This is a genomic window from Neolewinella aurantiaca (assembly GCF_008014675.1).
Classification (GTDB): Bacteria; Bacteroidota; Bacteroidia; order Chitinophagales; family Saprospiraceae; genus Neolewinella; species Neolewinella aurantiaca.
On record NZ_VOXD01000031.1, the window covers coordinates 17,884 to 33,002 of the forward strand.

Genomic DNA, 15,119 nt, shown 5'->3' on the forward strand with positions numbered 1-15,119 from the left:
CATGGCATTTTCTCCGAAGGACTACGTACTGCCACCCGGCCTGAAAGAAGCCCTGATGGGCGCGATCTATCTGCGAAGACCACTGCTGCTGACCGGTGAGCCAGGAACGGGGAAAACTTCGCTGGCCAAATGGGCGGCCTGGTTTCTGAACGACCACTATAAACAGGAAAAAGACTTCGGCTTCCGGGCCGAGCCCCTGTTGTTTTCCACTAAAACCAACAGCCAGGCCCGCGATCTGTTTTATACTTACGACGCGCTTTCTCACTTTCAGGCGGCCAACCTGCGTTCTTCGGAAACGGCCGATATCAGTAACTATATCGAACTGCGGGCACTCGGCCGGGCGATCGCTTTGAGTAACCCAACCCAGCAGGGAGCAGCTGCCGTAAGTGAAGAACTGTCTGCTCGCCCCGAGGGCTGTGTCGTACTTATCGATGAAGTGGACAAAGCTCCGCGGGACTTCACCAACGACGTACTTGATGAGATTGATAATCAGCGCTTTTTCCTTCGTGAGCTCAATGTACACCTGACCGGATCGGACGGAGTGCCAATTGTGGTCATCATGACTTCGAATTCGGAGAAAAACCTCCCCGATGCTTTCCTGCGGCGTTGTGCGTTCTTCCACATCGAGTTCCCGGAATACGACGATCCTTTATTGCGCACCATCGTGGAAAAACATCTTGGCAAAGCTTCGGGAGCAACGGCTCAGGCCCGCGAGGAGTTGCTGAAATTCTTCTACGATGCCCGCGCCAAGGCACCCCGTAAAAAGCCCGCTACTGCGGAACTGCTGGGCTGGCTTGAATTGCTGGAAATGCAGGATTATGCGTCAAAGAGCGAAGCGGAGAAAAAGCGATTGCAGGAATACAACCTTTCCTTTTTGGTGAAAACCCAGGCGGACCTGGAAGCCGTAAGAACGCTTATTTAAACGGTCAGCCCGTGAAATTTTAATGCACCAACACTCCAAAATACCAACGTACCAATTTGCTCCCTCTTCCTCTCACTTCTCTCATCCGGCAACTTCGCGCCGCTGGTTTTTCGCTCGACCCCGGGCGGGAGATGCAACTGCGTAAGGTAGTGCACGAACGTGCAGCAAATTACGTTGGCCGGTTCGGAGAAATGAAGTATTTGCTGGCGCCCTTTGTGGCGTCGCGGCCGGAAGAACAGCGCAACTTTTATGCTTTTTGGGATCGCTACGTCGCTGAACTGGAGCAGAAATGGGCAAGCGAAGAAAAGACAGCGGCCAAAGCCAGTTCGGTGGGCAGCTGGCGTTGGGTATTACTGCCTTTGCTTGCGTTGCTGGCCTACGGAGCATTCCGGTTTTTCAATCCGAAACCACCAGCACTGAATGGTGAGCGATACGCCATCAATATTGGCCTTCCCGATGCCAAAGCAGACTCTGTATATGATGAATACATCCGCCTCACCGAAGGTGACACCCTGCGCCTGGAAAATCGGACTAAAGGCAAACTGAGGAATGTCGACTCGACGGGCTTTCAGTGGCGGGTTGAAGATGTCACGAGCGGAGAAACGGTGTTTTTATCGGGTGATTTTGACCTCGATATGGCGCGGCCGCTGGTGCAGGGGGAGGGTTTAAGGGTTATTCTCGAAGGGCTTCACCTTGAGTTACCGGAGCGGAAAGCTGCGGATACCCTGCTTTTTGTGGTCCAGTGTTCGGATCCCCCACGGAAGCCGGAGATAAGGGGCACTAACGGCCTCATAACGGTGGGGGCAAAGCACGGCTTTTCTGTCGTGAACCCGGAACGCGGTGTCGTTTACGATTGGGGGATCGAAAACCACGGGATTCAGGGAGTGAATGTCCGCCATGAATTTACCAGTGAGGGGCGTACCACCATCGAGGTTAGGGCCATCCGGGGCGACCTCGCGAACATAGACTTGTGTTACACCGCAGCATCCGCCGAAGTACTCGTTGTACCTAAAGACGATCAACTGCCCTTGCTGGCAAGGTATCCGCTCGTAAAGGATACACCACATTCTTTTGCCAGCCGGTCATCGGCCTATAAGTGGGGCAAATGGTTTGTGCTGGCCCTTATTCTGGTGCCTTTACTGTGGTGGAAACACCGCCGTGAAACGGAGGCCCGCCGCGAAAAAACAGACGAAGAGATAGCCGAAGCCTACCCGGTTTTCGATCAGGGACCCTATAGCATTCCGTACCGTAACCGTAACGATCAGATCAGCGTCCCGGCAGATTTCTACCGCATAGCCGATCATCTGCGCGTCCGGGAAGCATCCGAAGTTCAGGTCTTCGACGGGGCGGCCACCATCGAAGCAACGGTGAGCAGCGGTGGTTTCCCGACCTGGCGTGAACGAAGCCTCAACCGCCCGGCAGATTACCTGGTGCTCGTTACGCACAACGATGAATTCAATCAGCAAGATCTGTTGCTCAAGCGGCTGATCGATTTTCTCTCCAGCCGGGAAGCAGCCATTACGGTGTACTACCACGAAGGGCAATTCGAACGCTTCTGGAACAATGAGTATCCGCAGGGCTGGTCACCAGACCGCTTGTTCGATCGTTATCAGCAGTTCCGCCTGCTGGTGCTGGGTAATGCTCACGGGCTGGTAGACGTTTACGCCAGCCGTGAGCCACGGCTGGTACCGGAAAAGGCCAGGTGGTTCAACGGTTGGGGGCGCCGCCTGATTCTAACTACCGAGCCCGCTGCAGACTGGACGGCCCAGGAAGTACTGCTGTACCGTAGCGCGTTGCTTTACCCGATAACGATGCGTGGTCTGGACGACGGCCTGCGGAAACTGAACGAAACCGAAGAGTTCGAACCCGATGACTTCGTGAAGTGGCGAAGCCTGCAGCAACGGTATAATCCCGAACCTCCGGCCCGGTACCGGACGTGGGAAACCGTTGCCGACCACCAGGAATACCTGCGTGAAGACCCGGAACTGATGCGTTGGCTTTGTGGCCTCGCGGTAACGGGCAACCCCGACTGGAACCTGACCATCACGATCGGACGGGCGCTGGACGTTGAAGTAACCCACGACCGGCTCCTGCAGCTAAGTCGGATTCCGTGGCTGGCCGGCAACCGGCCAGATCACGACCTGAGGTTTGCCCTCCTGGAGCGGTTAACGACGTACGACGAAGAAAGAGCCCGCAGGGCGGTCATGACTGAGTTAGAACTCGTGAAAGATCCTGTTCGGGAATCCTTCGCCCAAACGGAGTGGCAAACGAGCATGGCCGTTCATCAACTTCACCTTGCACCTGCGTCCGCGCCCCAGAAAGAGTCATTGCGCGAGATGATCCGGGCCGGGCTCTTCACTACCGATCAGCTCCATGATCTGGAACTTGCTGCCCAGCGAAAAGAAGAACCCGAAACTGAGATGCAATCGAAGTTCGATGCGCCCCCTGTCTTTCGTCCCGGAGGCTTGGACCGCCTTCTGGAGAAAGAGGAAAGCGAATGGTGGGACCTTGCCGCAGGAAAACGATTCCTGGGCATTCTGGTGGTTATGGTAGGGCTGGCGCTTCTTGCTCTATCGATGCTCACCCCTGAACGACAACTTGAAGAAGGCCAGACGCCACCCTGGTGGGCTGAAGTGAGTGTGGTTGACGATTTAGCACTGGAAACCAATAACGAGGCGGTAGACCTCTGGAAGCAAACAGAAACCAGCATTGGGGAAAAAGACGGTGAGATTGGTATAAGCGACGCTACAGCGTTGGGATCAATAAGCAGTCTGCTGAAAGAAGCACGGGACCTGCGGGGTGGCACCTATCCTTTGGCCGAGAAAAACGAACAGCTCGCTTATTTCAATAACAATGCTTACCGGATCAATGCTGCCTATCTGGACGTAGCCTCCGATAAAGAGATCGCCTTCAGAGATTTGCTGGAAGAAGACTTGCCCGAGGAACTACCGGCCATCGCAACGGACGAAAAGTTGTGGGTCGATTTAATCCATCAGGATGGCCTTGTTTTGCTCGGTCTGCATAAAACCCTCAACGAAAAGTATCCGCTCAACCGGTTTTCCAAGCGACAGATAAATCAGATCCAAAAAGAGTTTCCTACCCTCGAGTTTTTGCCTGAAGAGGGAAGTGATACCTTCCTGGCTACCGGGAAACTTGACAACGGAACCAACGTAGCTGACCTGCGCGTGGAGAGGGATACTCTACTGCAAAGGGCCATTACCATCCTGGAGAATATCGAGAACCTGACCAACCGTGAATACTTCGATACGCTGACCCTGGTGATGCCGGTGAATTTACGGACGATGGTAGAAGCAATACAGGACACAACGGCCAGAGGGAATAGTCAGGAAGTGCGGCCACCACAGGGGGGCGAAAACCAGAATGACAGGCCGCAGGGAGCACCGGATTACGGCGAAAATCCTGCTTCGGATAGATTTGAATCTATGAAGTCCGGAGAACTGCTCTCATTTATTCAGCAGTCCGGCGACAGCCGTGCATTCGCTATGGCGCAGGCGATCACCGACCAGGCAAGTTCTTTCCAGGTCTTCCGAACTAATTTAATGAGGACTTTGGCGGAGCGTAGTGGTGGTTACGTTAAGGGCACTGATCTGCTCAACCCCGGAGACACAACTGCGGTACAGCTTGAGTTGATTCAAGGAACCGCTGCGTATTCTTTTCAGACGCAGCTCTCCCAATTTGCAAATCTTTTGGCTAAAGGCTACAGTGAACTTGACGTTGCGGGCGCGGACGAACGGGTTGCAGCGTTGACAGAACGCTTTACCGACCCGTCTCTAAACGGACAGGCCTGGAGTACGGGAGCATTTAGAGGTAAAAATACGTCGGAGGCATCCTTGGCTCTGGAGGTAATAAGCGATGAGGTGTATGCTGCCGAAAAAGCATACCTCGTTGCCCTGGCGGAATCGCTGAACCAACAGGAAGAGTATTGAAACAGGTAATTCAGATCAGACCAGTCCGTCCTTGGCGAGCGCCTTTTGCAGGTTGTCGAGTACACCGTTGACGAACTCCCGGCTTTTGTCGGTAGAGTAGACCTTGGAGATGTCGACGTACTCGTTCATGGTTACCTCGGGAGCGATCTTAGGAAACTGGAGGAATTCGCCCATTGCCATTTTGATGAGGATCATATCGATGATCGCAACGCGGTCGGCGTCCCAATTCTGGAGAACTGTCTTAATACGAGTAAGAAGTTGCTCATCGGCATCGACGACGAACTTGAGCAGAGGGCGCCCGAAGTCTACGATGGATTCGCCGTGGCTCTCGTAGGCCTGGAAGAAGTTCTGCTCCAGCGGAGCAGCCTTGATGGTTTTTTTGATGGCACCTACCACGAGGCTTTTGTCTTCCTTCCAGAGTGGAAAGTGATCTTCGACCATGTTGAGGAAGAGCTCGTGGCTCTGGAGCCATTTGTAGAGCTTCAGTAACAAAGCGATGGTTGGCTCGCGCCCCATGTCATTTTCCGAGTGGTAGTTTTTGAACTCAACGGTTTGGATGAATTCACGGTACAGTGACTGTACCTGATCGGCATCGACCATTCCGCGGACGCCGTATTCGTCGTACTTGCGCGAAAGCTCAACGTTGTCGGTCAAAGAGCGGACCGAAGGGTTGTCGGCCAGGATGGAGCTGAAGGCCTTGTCTTCGGCGGTAGGGCGGAGCTTCGCCCGCCGCGTGGCGATGTCGTGCTTGGTGTATTCACAGACCCGCTGGACGATGAGCAGGTTGAGCAGGTAAAGTTGGAAGGAGGTGCGAACGAAGCCCATAAGGAGAGAATCGTAAGCCCGGGGACTTACAAACTCCTGCCGCTGACCAGCGTATAGGACCTGCATGATTTTGATGCGAACGTTGCGACGACTGAGCATAAGGGGCAAGTTTTCAAAGAGAAGCTACGGTTAAGACGCGCTTTCGGGTGCAAAGCAACGAAAAAGTTTGGAGACTTGGAACTGGAAGTAAAAAATCAGGGAGCAGAAAGTTGAATGTCAACTTGCTGCTCCCTGATTCTTAGGTGCCTTGAGCACTTTTTCCGAACATGATCAATTTTTATTTGATCTCATCCATTTCTGCAAACGGCGGTACTTTAGTGTGGTGCCATTTGCCGAGGATTACGCCGTCCTTCATCAGCACAACGCCGGGGTTGGAGCGGATGATCGTTTTTAGCATGATGTCGTCGCCTTGCCAGAAGGGGTAATCGACGCCGATGGTCTGGCGGAAATCATTGATGGCGGCAGGGTCGTTGAGCTTAGTGAGGCCGTATACTTTGTGGCCGGCAGCGAGGGCAGCATCGGTGAGGGGCTTAATGTCTTCTTTCCAGTCATCGAGGTAACCGGGTTTCCAGTTTCCCTTTTCACCTTTCAGTTTGAAGGCAACGATGAGGAAGGAATACCCATCGTCGGCCAGCATGGCGGGGATGGGGTCGTCGCCGGTTTCATCGGTCATTTCGAAATCGCTGATCTTCGTCGGCTTAATGCTGAGTTCAGATTTGAGCTGGTTGTATTCCCACGCCTCTTCGGGGTAGTCTTTGTAGGACGCAAGAAACTCATCCATGCTAAGTTCTTTTACGGTACCGTCGGCTTTATTGACCATCTTGTAACCAATCACCTGTACTGCGGAGGCTGCCTCCATTTCGGCCTGCTTCACGGCGGCCACATCGGTATTTACCTTGAAGGGGCGGAAATCCTGACCGGGGATGTTCCAGACGTAGTTACTCATACAGTAGACCAGGGTGCCGACGGTGAGGATAGCAATGGCTAGGGCGCGGGCCGCAGGTGCTTTCATCGTTTTGAGGAGCAAGGCACAAGCGCCAAAAACCAGCGCTGTTGCGGCAGGTATGATAGAGCCCATGAGCGGGGCCGCCGGAAAGGTCAATACCGTAGAGGTGATCATCGTTTCCTTAGTATCCAATTGGTGCATTACTCTTGTTGCAAACAGGAAGATGAGGGCAGGAACCATGATGGCCACATCCTTCAGGAAACTGGTGAAGGGCTCCAGCTTGATGAAATCTCCGAAACAGCCACAGTCGGTAACCTTCATGTTACTCTCCGCAAATGGTCCCCATTCGCTGAAGGAGAAGAAGTTTACACCCGAAGGCACGTAGCCCGTCATGAAGGTGAAACCGGTCAGCAGCGTGAAGAACAGTACGATGAGAAAGAAAACCCAACTCGTCAGTTTGGGGCGGAAACCAATGATGAGGGCCAGGCCCAACACGATCTCCAGCACGATCATGAAAACCGAAACGCCAACGGCGTACTCGGCCAGAAAGGGAAACATGGGCGCAATGAAACTCAGCGCCGTATCGGCAAAGGTGGCCTGAAACTCGGCAAAATACTGCTCCATCTTATAGGCTGTACCAAGGGGATCGACGGCTTTCACGTAGCCGGAAAACAGAAAGAGTGCTCCGGTCCAGTTTTGTAGAAAACTAACGACCAGGCTGTCTTTATGCTTTAGCCAGAAGTACGTAACACCGGTGAGCACGATGGCCGCGGCGGTGATGATTAGCAGGATTGTTGTCAGCGTCATAGCAGTATACCTTAGTTCAGTTAAGGGCGAAGGTACTACGCCTCAGGCCTTGTGTGGTTTACTGGTTTCTGTCAATAGCTTGTTAAAGCAAAGTAAAAGCAGCCAGGGCAGTGGTCCGCTTATCGTCTCGGCCTGACTTCCTGGTTCAGTTGTGCTGAAACGACGTCCTTATCCTGGCGCAGAAATTCCAGAAGTTCTTCAGCGGCCATAACGTTGGGATCGGCGGTGATGACGTAGTAGGGGCTGCGGGGAGAGATCCTGCTTTTGATCCGGACGTTTTGTTTGCTGTACGCAACCACCCAGGCCTCGGGCGTGATGCCCTCTTTGAGCTGAACGATGATCTCCTGCCGTTCCTGAGCCGCAACGGGTTGTTTTTTTGTTCCGGCGATGGTATCGGAAACAAGGCGGTAGTTGGGCAGGTGAGCCAGGTCGTGGAGCTTGTTGCTCAGGATCTGTAACTCCGCAGGAGCGGAGTCTTTGAAGGAAGTCTGGTAAGATTTGCCTTCGTCGTCGTAGTAAGTTACCTCAATGGTTGCGGCGTCTGGGATCTCACCACGGAAACTACGGGGGTAATTGGCGAAATCAGACATCGCGAAACTGTCGAGCAGGCTGTTCACCCGGCGGCGATCGATGCTTTTTTGCCAGGTTCCCGGGCGGTCGGTGAAGCGTTCACCCTCGAAGACGAGGAGCCCGTTATCATAGACGTTGAGCGTGTAAACTTCGCACCGACCGTAACAACTTCCGCGGTGATACCGCACCCGGAGGTCGTAATTGTCGGCTCGTTCGGCCTGTGGACCAAGTACGGTCGCCGGGTCGCAGGCGGTGGTGAGGAATGCCGTCAGTGCGGCGGCAACGATCAGGAAGTGAGTGAGGTTCATTGGGTGTTGGGAGAGTGGTGAAGAGACACGGGGTGATGAAAAGAAACTCAGGCATCAGATCAATCCTGATGCCGCAAAGCTTTGTATGCACCTGCGTTCGCGCCTGAAGAAATACTGAATCTGAACTGTTGGTTAGTATTCGTAGACTGAAATCACGAGTTCTGTCCGACGGTTTTTCTCGAGATCGACCTGGGTGATACCATTCGTTACGGGATCGTAGAACCCTTTACCGGCAACGGTGAGCTTGCGGGGCGAGATGCCGAAATTGATGAGTTGGGTTGCAGCATTGATGGCTTTGTCGGAACTGTCCTCATAAGCGCGCAGCGCGTTTCCTCCGGTATTGTCGGCGTGGCCGATCACCAGAATTTCTGCAGAAGCATAGTTACGTAAAACGCCGGCAATACTACGGAGCAGGCTTTGTCCGGCAGGGTTAATGGAGAAGCCATCGGAAGAGAGCAGCGACTCGCTCAGAGTGACGCGGAGTTTGTCCGAACCTTCGACTTCCATCTTTTGCGAAGAAACCGGGTAGCTCGCCAGTACCTGGCTCAGTTCGCTTTGGATTTCGTTGATGCGCAGGGCTGTGTTCTGGCTGGCCGAGAGGTTCTGTGGGGTAACGCTGCTTCCGTAGGCCAGAGGTGCTGATGCGGAGGAACCGTAAGTTCCGGGCGCGTCGCCGGCCGTCTGGAAATCTGCTTCCACCCGGGCAATCGCTGCCTCACGTGCGGCAAGATCGACCTCCATCTGGCGGAGTTCGTCTTCGCGCTGGCTAACTGCAGTAGTGCGTTCGGCAAGGCTTTGTTGCAGGCTGCTTACCTGGTCTCCGCTGGTACTCAACAGTTCCTGGCTTTGGCCCAGAAGCTCTTCGTAGCGCGCCTGCAAAGATTGGTAACTCTGGTTAAGGGCCACGTTGGTGGCCGTAAGTGCTTCTACCTGACGAATGCGTTGGTTAAGCTCAACACCGGTAACGTCTACTTCGTCGTACGACGAAATGGCCCGCTGATCGTTCAGACTGTCAGCAAGTGCCGTTTGGTTACGGTAGTAGTTACGTTCCGTCTCCAGCGCTTCGTACTGATTTTTTGGCACACAGGCAGACATTCCGATGGCAGTCAATAGGGCGGGTATGATTAATCGTTTCATGGTGTTGGTTTGAACAGCTTTAATTGGTAAGTTTTCCTTAATTATAAGCCTAAAAGTAGGATAATTCACCGAAGTTTGCACCGGACTCAAATTTAGCCGGAGGTAGAACTACCTTTGCTTACGCAAAAGTCTCTCTTAAAATGATGAAATATTTACTATCCTCCAGCCTGTTAATGGTAATTCTTAGTTGTAGCAGCAGCGCTACAAATGCTCAGCAAAACGGAGAAGCCGTTATGGGCAAAGTCAACCCCCGTACTCCACTCCGTCAGGAATCCGACCAGGCGGGAAACAGTTCCCCGGCACTAATAATGCGTATGGGAGAAGCCAAGGCAAAAAAAGGCCAACTGGTCTGTTTGCCGGTTGAAGCCACCGGCTTCAATAACCTGATTGGCTTGCAGTACACGATGCGGTTCGATAGTGCTGCCCTGGAGTACAAATCCATCCGGGCCACTAGTCTGCCGGGCTACGGAGCGGACAATTTCGGTACCCGCTTTGCCGAGCGGGGCGTTGTTTCCACGCTGTGGACCGACCTGAGCCTCAAAGGCGTTACCAAAGAAGACAACTACAAGATGTTCGAGATCTGCTTCATCAACCTGCAGGATAAAGGGCAGGAAACTGAGGTGCGTTTCTCGGACGGCCCGACTTCCTTCGAGGTAGTTGCCGCTGATATGGCCGAACTGCGGTTCGTGTACGCCAACGGTAAAGTGACCAGCAAATAAAAACAAAAAAGGAGTGCCGCCGCACGAAACCAGTGCGGTCGCGCCGCGGCAGCACTTCTTTTTTCTACTTTATCTCAACGGTGAAACCGGGAATTTTGTAGCGTGATTTCAGGTCTGAAGCAAACCGGGCGGCACTCTTTTGGGTGGCGAACCCATCGGGTTTATCGCTTGGGCCAAGGATGACTTTATAAACCGAGCCGGTACCGGTGCTTACTTTTTCCAGCATGATGTTATCAAACCATTTGGCCTGTAACTCGGTCACTTTGATCATCGCGCTTTCCAGATCTTTGAAGCTGCCGACCTGTACGCCATAGGTTCCAGCGGTGGGTTTTGAGAGTTCGATTTTGTACGTGCCAGCATCAAACCCGGCTTTGCGCACCACTTCGTTGTTACTTACCGGGGTAGCTTTGACAATTGCTTTCGCTTCGGTTACCGATACCGTCGGCTCCGGTGCCCGAACCTGTTCGGCGGGTTTTTCGGGCGCGGCCGCAGGTTCACTGTAGGTTGATGGAGCAGTGGTGGGGCGGTCGGCAGTTTGTGGCGCTGGCTCGGGTGTTTCGGTAACGGCGGGAGTGGTGGTTACCCGGTTGGTTTCTTCCAAAACGGCGTCTATGCGCCGCTGCTCTTCGGCTTCCTGAGCGGCGGTGAGGCCCGGCTGCGCGGGCTGGTCAGGCGTGGAAATAAGGGTAAGCTCTACCTGCACGGTTTCTTTGCCGATCATGCCGATGTTGGCGGCAGCTCGCTCACTGAGTTCAATAATGCGTCCTTTAATGAACGGGCCTTTGTCGATAATACGGACGGTGACGGATTTATTGTTCTCCACGTTCCGCACCCGGACGATGCTGTTGAATGGGTACATCCGGTGAGCGGCAACGAGCTCGTCTTTGTTGTACACTTCTTCGTAGGCCGTTTTAGCGCCCTGGTATTCGTTGCTGTAGTAACTGGCTAGTCCGTTTTCGGTCTCGCCAACCAACTGAGCGGTGAGCAGGGTAGAAGTAAAGGTCAGGAAACTCAGTATCAGTAAAAATCTCATAGTTATTTGGGTTGTTTGCTAAAGCAAACGTTTTTGCGTGGGGGTTTGGTTTGTTGTGTCGGTTCAGGATAAATAAAGTTGTATGATGCTCGCCATTTTTGCGGCAGGACTTTTGCCAGGCCTTTGTGTTGTCGTAATATTGCAATATTGCTATTTTACGATGATTCAACTAAATGAAAACAACCTTATTCGCTCTGCTCTTTCTGATGTGTACGGTATCGTTCGCACAAAAAACGGATTCCTTAAAGCTTGATTTTCAGGGAGAATTACGCGCGCGCTACGAACATTCGAACGGGCAGTTCAGAGCGGGTAAATCCGGGAGCGATCAACTCTTGCTCTTCCGCACGCTCCTTCACTTTCGCTACGGAAGTAAAAAGGTAAAGGTGGGGCTCGAACTACAGGACTCAAGAACTTACCTGGGCGATGGGAATAGTCCGGTTTCCAGTAGTTTTACTAATGTTGCGGATATACTTCAGGGCTACGTGGAAGTGAAAACCAAACCGCTCCTCCGGAAAGAAGGAGAAGCCACTTTGAAGCTTGGGCGCCAAACCGTCTCTGTCGGATCCAAAAGACAGATTGAGCGCGTGAGCTACGCGAACGTCATCAAGGCGTACACCGGCGGTCATTACCTTGAGCAGAACCACAAAAAAGACGAACTGCACGTTTTCTACGTCGTACCGATCGACAGACTGCCGAAGGAGAAATCACAGGTGTTGGGCAATGAGTTTATGTGGGACAGGGAGATGTGGAATCAACATATCTGGGCCGTTCATTACCGGAACCACAGACCTTTTACAGATCGTGGACCCAAATGGGCGGAAGCCTTCGTTTACGGCTTCGATGAGCAGGATACCTTTCGGAAGAGCTCCAGCAACCGGTTTTACGTCACAACGGGGTTGAGGCTTCAGGAACCAATAAAAGAAAACCGCTTCAACTACGATGTTGAGTTTGCTTACCGGTGTGGTTCCCGTCAGGCTGAAAACGATTTTATTGACGGTGCTCCCCTGGCTGTATCTGCCCATATGCTGTTGTTCCGGGCCGGGTACACTTTCAGTTTGCCCTTAAAAGTGAACGTGGCCTTCCAGCACTATGTGGCGAGTGGCGACAAGGACCCGTCAGGCGATGAGTTCCAGCAATTCGAACGCTTGTTTGGCGGACGACGAACGGACCTCAACAATACCTCGATCCACGGGCCGCTCACGCCTTCTAACCTGTCCGCAACGGGCCTGCGCGTCGAATTGCTGCCGGAAGCCCGTTGGGATGCCAGGGTGCACTATTCGTACGCAAACCTCGCTTCGGCTACGGATGCCTTTATCATCGGGAAATATCAGGACACCAGCGGCGCGTCGGGGCGTTTTCTGGGGCATACCCTCGACAGCAGGGTCCGCTTCTGGAACCAAAAGAAAACCTGGACGCTTGATTTCGGTGCTTCTCTGTTTATACTCGGCAGCTATACCCGGGCGGTTCGGGTAAACGAAAACGAGACCCGTAATATCGCCCACGGCTACTTGCAGGTTATCAAAAAAATCTAACAGTTCGTTGATCACGGAACTGATTACAAAGCTTCAGTTTTCCTGCTTGAAAGCGGTTGGGCTGAGCCCGGTGTTGTTCTTGAAAAACCTTGAGAAGCTACTGATGGAATCGAAGCCCAGTTCAAAAGCCAGCTCTTTTGTGGAAATCTCACTCCTGATCAATTGACGCTTAGCTTCGGTTATCTGGCGTTGCTGAATGATTTGTTTTGCGGTCATATTCAGCTTTTCCTTGAGAATTTGGTTCAGGCGTTTGGTACTGATCCCTATGCTGTTGGCGTAGAATAGCGGGGCGGTCTCCTGCAGGAAGTTTATTTCCATCAGCTCCAGGAACTGAAAAACCCTCTTCTGATTCAGGTCCTGTACCAGAAAGTCGTCATTCTGGTACCTTATCATCTGAAGCAAGAGAACCTTCAGCAAAGTCTTGAGCATAATGTAGGAACCGGAAGCATTGTGATACTCTTCTTCCACCAGTGCCAGCAGTTGCCGGATCTTACGAACCTTGTCCGGTTCGGACAAGACGAAGAGGGGGTATTTGTTGAATATCGATAATACATCGAGGGCATACTCTATGTCGTCTTCATCGATCAGGTCGCGTTCGAAGTTGAGCAGCTTGCCGCCCTGATGGGTAAGCACCTTTTCCGAAAAGATTTCATTCAGGGGTTTGAAATGAATGGAAAGGGTTGCGTCAGGATGGGGCATGAAGTAAATCCCCATAGAATTGTCCGAAAGCAACTGGTCGTTACTTGTGAATTCTTCTACGATTTTCACCTTGTTTTGTAGCTCTTCTTTACCCATGTGCTGCTGAGGACTGGTCTCAAAAGTAAGAAGAATTTCGGCCGGTCTTCTGAGATCGGTTGGGGGAGAGGGTGTGTCACGAGATGCACGAATCTCCCTCTCCTCTGGCCCTCATAACCTGCACTCTGTTATTCACCCGAGGGCAAGGGGGCGCAAACCAGATTGTCGCGATTGCTCCTCCCCAGCGCAGCGGTGTGAGGAGGCTGGGAGGGGGGGGAGCAACAATCTGGTTTGCGCCCGGGCAAGGGGTGTACTTATCGGGGGCCAATCAGGAAAAATAAGCTATTACTCAGGGACAGCGGCGTTTCTCCGGAAAAGGAAAAACATCGTAACGCTGATCGTCAGCGCCAGGGCGGCCGTTATGCTGTAAATGGCGGTGTAGTTGTCGGAGATATACTCTATAAACGTAGAGAGGAACTGCCCGCCAAACACCGCCATGGAAAACAAGCCGAGGTTTTTACCCTGGTTCTGTGCGTTGCTCGTCTCAACGGTCATGTAATTCAGGAGAGGAATGGTGAAGCCGAAGCCGATCCCGATAAAGATGGTGGTGAGAATGAGGAAGGGAACCGCACTCATGAGTGCCAGGATGAGGTAGCCCGTCATGAAAAGCATAAAGCCCAGCGCAACCGTTTTACCGTCTCCCAGGAGCTTAACCATCTTGGGCATCTGGCTGGCGGTGATGATGGCAACCACCGAGATGAATGCCAGAAAATATCCCGTCTCGGATTCACTGAACCCAAACGACTGGGGCAGGTACAGCGGCAGGGTTACAAAACCGATGAAGAACAACATCATAGCCAACCCTGAAGCGATCAGAATTAACCTCATTTTGGCAGCGGCTTTGCCGCTAACGATTAAACCGCCTTCCCTGGGGAGAGGTTTTTCGGCGGGGTCGGGCAGTGATTTGACCACAAAAAGCAGGCACAACAGCGCGATCAGATAGATGTAAAAGGGGAACTGCCAGTTCAACTCTCCGAGCACACCTCCGATTGCCAGGAAGATGACGCCGCCAAGCTCAATGGACATTCCTTGCCAGGCGATCATCCTGATCCGCGTCTCGCCGGTGAAAAAGTCTGCGATGTAAGCCGTTACTGATACCTGAATTGCCACCGAAGCCACGCCGAGTAAAACCCGGTCCAGAATCAACAGGTAATCGTTCACGATGAAGGCTCCGGCGAGGCCGAGCAAAGCGTAGGGTGTCAGGCCCCACATCATAAGTTTTAAGGTGCCCAGTCTGTTGAGGAGACGGCCCACAAGTTGGGCCGATAACACTACGCCCAGAGAAGGAAGCGTAATCAACCAGCCGGGCGCGAAGCTCAAATCCCTGTTTGCTACGATACCCGACAAGGACGGAGCAATCACGGTACCAACCATTATCGTTAAGCTGCTGACAAGCAAGAGGGTGAAGATTCCGAAGTTTGATATTTTATTCATACTGCAAAAGTCTGCCCGCTCCCAGACAGTGCGCGTACCAAACTCCTAAATAAGTTTGCAAAAATGGAAACCGGGAAGCAAGCCGGGGAATATCCAATGGGGCACTCAATCCCTCAAAAACCATCTTTGCACCTGCGTTCGCGC

11 protein-coding genes are annotated in these 15,119 nt (G+C 52.9%); 4 read left to right on the forward strand and 7 right to left on the reverse strand.

Annotation, left to right across the window (positions count from 1 at the left end; all coding sequences use genetic code 11):
* Position 1: 1 nt before the first annotated feature.
* Both FUA23_RS17235 and FUA23_RS17240 read left to right on the forward strand, forming a co-directional pair.
* A complete protein-coding gene (locus tag FUA23_RS17235) occupies positions 2 to 922 on the forward strand; it encodes an AAA family ATPase (RefSeq protein WP_147932010.1) in 921 nt (306 codons plus the stop codon).
* Between the two features lie 56 nt (positions 923 to 978).
* Positions 979 to 4,869, forward strand: a complete 3,891-nt coding sequence (locus FUA23_RS17240) for a hypothetical protein (protein WP_147932011.1) — start codon at positions 979 to 981, stop codon at positions 4,867 to 4,869.
* 15 nt (positions 4,870 to 4,884) lie between these two features.
* Here the strand turns inward: FUA23_RS17240 and FUA23_RS17245 are convergent, their stop codons facing one another.
* The 4 genes from FUA23_RS17245 to FUA23_RS17260 all read right to left on the reverse strand — a co-directional run bounded on the left by FUA23_RS17245 (position 4,885) and on the right by FUA23_RS17260 (position 9,462).
* Positions 4,885 to 5,793 carry a transcription antitermination protein NusB gene (locus FUA23_RS17245; RefSeq protein ID WP_147932012.1) on the reverse strand — a complete coding sequence of 303 codons (909 nt, stop codon included), beginning with the start codon at positions 5,791 to 5,793 and terminating at the stop codon, positions 4,885 to 4,887.
* A gap of 178 nt (positions 5,794 to 5,971) precedes the next feature.
* A complete protein-coding gene (locus tag FUA23_RS17250) occupies positions 5,972 to 7,447 on the reverse strand; it encodes a DoxX family protein (protein WP_147932013.1) in 1,476 nt (491 codons plus the stop codon).
* 119 nt (positions 7,448 to 7,566) lie between these two features.
* Positions 7,567 to 8,325, reverse strand: a complete 759-nt coding sequence (locus tag FUA23_RS17255) for a DUF6438 domain-containing protein (RefSeq protein ID WP_147932014.1) — start codon at positions 8,323 to 8,325, stop codon at positions 7,567 to 7,569.
* Positions 8,326 to 8,457: 132 nt separating this feature from the next.
* Positions 8,458 to 9,462 (reverse strand): OmpA family protein, encoded by a 1,005-nt coding sequence (locus FUA23_RS17260; protein ID WP_147932015.1) that lies wholly within the window; start codon positions 9,460 to 9,462, stop codon positions 8,458 to 8,460.
* A 140-nt stretch (positions 9,463 to 9,602) separates the two neighbouring features.
* On the opposite strand from FUA23_RS17260, the gene FUA23_RS17265 reads away from it, so the two are divergent.
* Positions 9,603 to 10,181, forward strand: a complete 579-nt coding sequence (locus FUA23_RS17265) for a cohesin domain-containing protein (RefSeq protein ID WP_147932016.1) — start codon at positions 9,603 to 9,605, stop codon at positions 10,179 to 10,181.
* Between the two features lie 64 nt (positions 10,182 to 10,245).
* Here the strand turns inward: FUA23_RS17265 and FUA23_RS17270 are convergent, their stop codons facing one another.
* Positions 10,246 to 11,214: a septal ring lytic transglycosylase RlpA family protein gene (locus tag FUA23_RS17270; protein WP_147932017.1), complete on the reverse strand. Its 969-nt coding sequence runs from the start codon at positions 11,212 to 11,214 to the stop codon at positions 10,246 to 10,248.
* Between the two features lie 173 nt (positions 11,215 to 11,387).
* Here FUA23_RS17270 and FUA23_RS17275 point away from each other — a divergent pair, with 173 nt between their 5' ends.
* Positions 11,388 to 12,746 carry an alginate export family protein gene (locus FUA23_RS17275; protein ID WP_147932018.1) on the forward strand — a complete coding sequence of 453 codons (1,359 nt, stop codon included), beginning with the start codon at positions 11,388 to 11,390 and terminating at the stop codon, positions 12,744 to 12,746.
* Positions 12,747 to 12,779: 33 nt separating this feature from the next.
* Here FUA23_RS17275 and FUA23_RS17280 read toward each other — a convergent pair whose 3' ends face one another.
* Both FUA23_RS17280 and FUA23_RS17285 read right to left on the reverse strand, forming a co-directional pair.
* Positions 12,780 to 13,541, reverse strand: a complete 762-nt coding sequence (locus FUA23_RS17280) for an AraC family transcriptional regulator (RefSeq protein ID WP_147932019.1) — start codon at positions 13,539 to 13,541, stop codon at positions 12,780 to 12,782.
* Between the two features lie 285 nt (positions 13,542 to 13,826).
* Positions 13,827 to 14,975: an MFS transporter gene (locus tag FUA23_RS17285; protein ID WP_147932020.1), complete on the reverse strand. Its 1,149-nt coding sequence runs from the start codon at positions 14,973 to 14,975 to the stop codon at positions 13,827 to 13,829.
* Positions 14,976 to 15,119: the final 144 nt, after the last annotated feature.

Bases quoted from the DNA above. Each gene is read 5' to 3' on its own strand.
- FUA23_RS17235 (WP_147932010.1), top strand. From the start codon at position 2: ATGGCATTTTCTCCGAAGGACTACGTACTGCCACCCGGCCTGAAAGAA.
- FUA23_RS17245 (WP_147932012.1), bottom strand. From the start codon at position 5,793: ATGCTCAGTCGTCGCAACGTTCGCATCAAAATCATGCAGGTCCTATAC.
- FUA23_RS17250 (WP_147932013.1), bottom strand. From the start codon at position 7,447: ATGACGCTGACAACAATCCTGCTAATCATCACCGCCGCGGCCATCGTG.
- FUA23_RS17255 (WP_147932014.1), bottom strand. From the start codon at position 8,325: ATGAACCTCACTCACTTCCTGATCGTTGCCGCCGCACTGACGGCATTC.
- FUA23_RS17260 (WP_147932015.1), bottom strand. From the start codon at position 9,462: ATGAAACGATTAATCATACCCGCCCTATTGACTGCCATCGGAATGTCT.
- FUA23_RS17265 (WP_147932016.1), top strand. From the start codon at position 9,603: ATGATGAAATATTTACTATCCTCCAGCCTGTTAATGGTAATTCTTAGT.
- FUA23_RS17270 (WP_147932017.1), bottom strand. From the start codon at position 11,214: ATGAGATTTTTACTGATACTGAGTTTCCTGACCTTTACTTCTACCCTG.
- FUA23_RS17275 (WP_147932018.1), top strand. From the start codon at position 11,388: ATGAAAACAACCTTATTCGCTCTGCTCTTTCTGATGTGTACGGTATCG.
- FUA23_RS17280 (WP_147932019.1), bottom strand. From the start codon at position 13,541: ATGGGTAAAGAAGAGCTACAAAACAAGGTGAAAATCGTAGAAGAATTC.
- FUA23_RS17285 (WP_147932020.1), bottom strand. From the start codon at position 14,975: ATGAATAAAATATCAAACTTCGGAATCTTCACCCTCTTGCTTGTCAGC.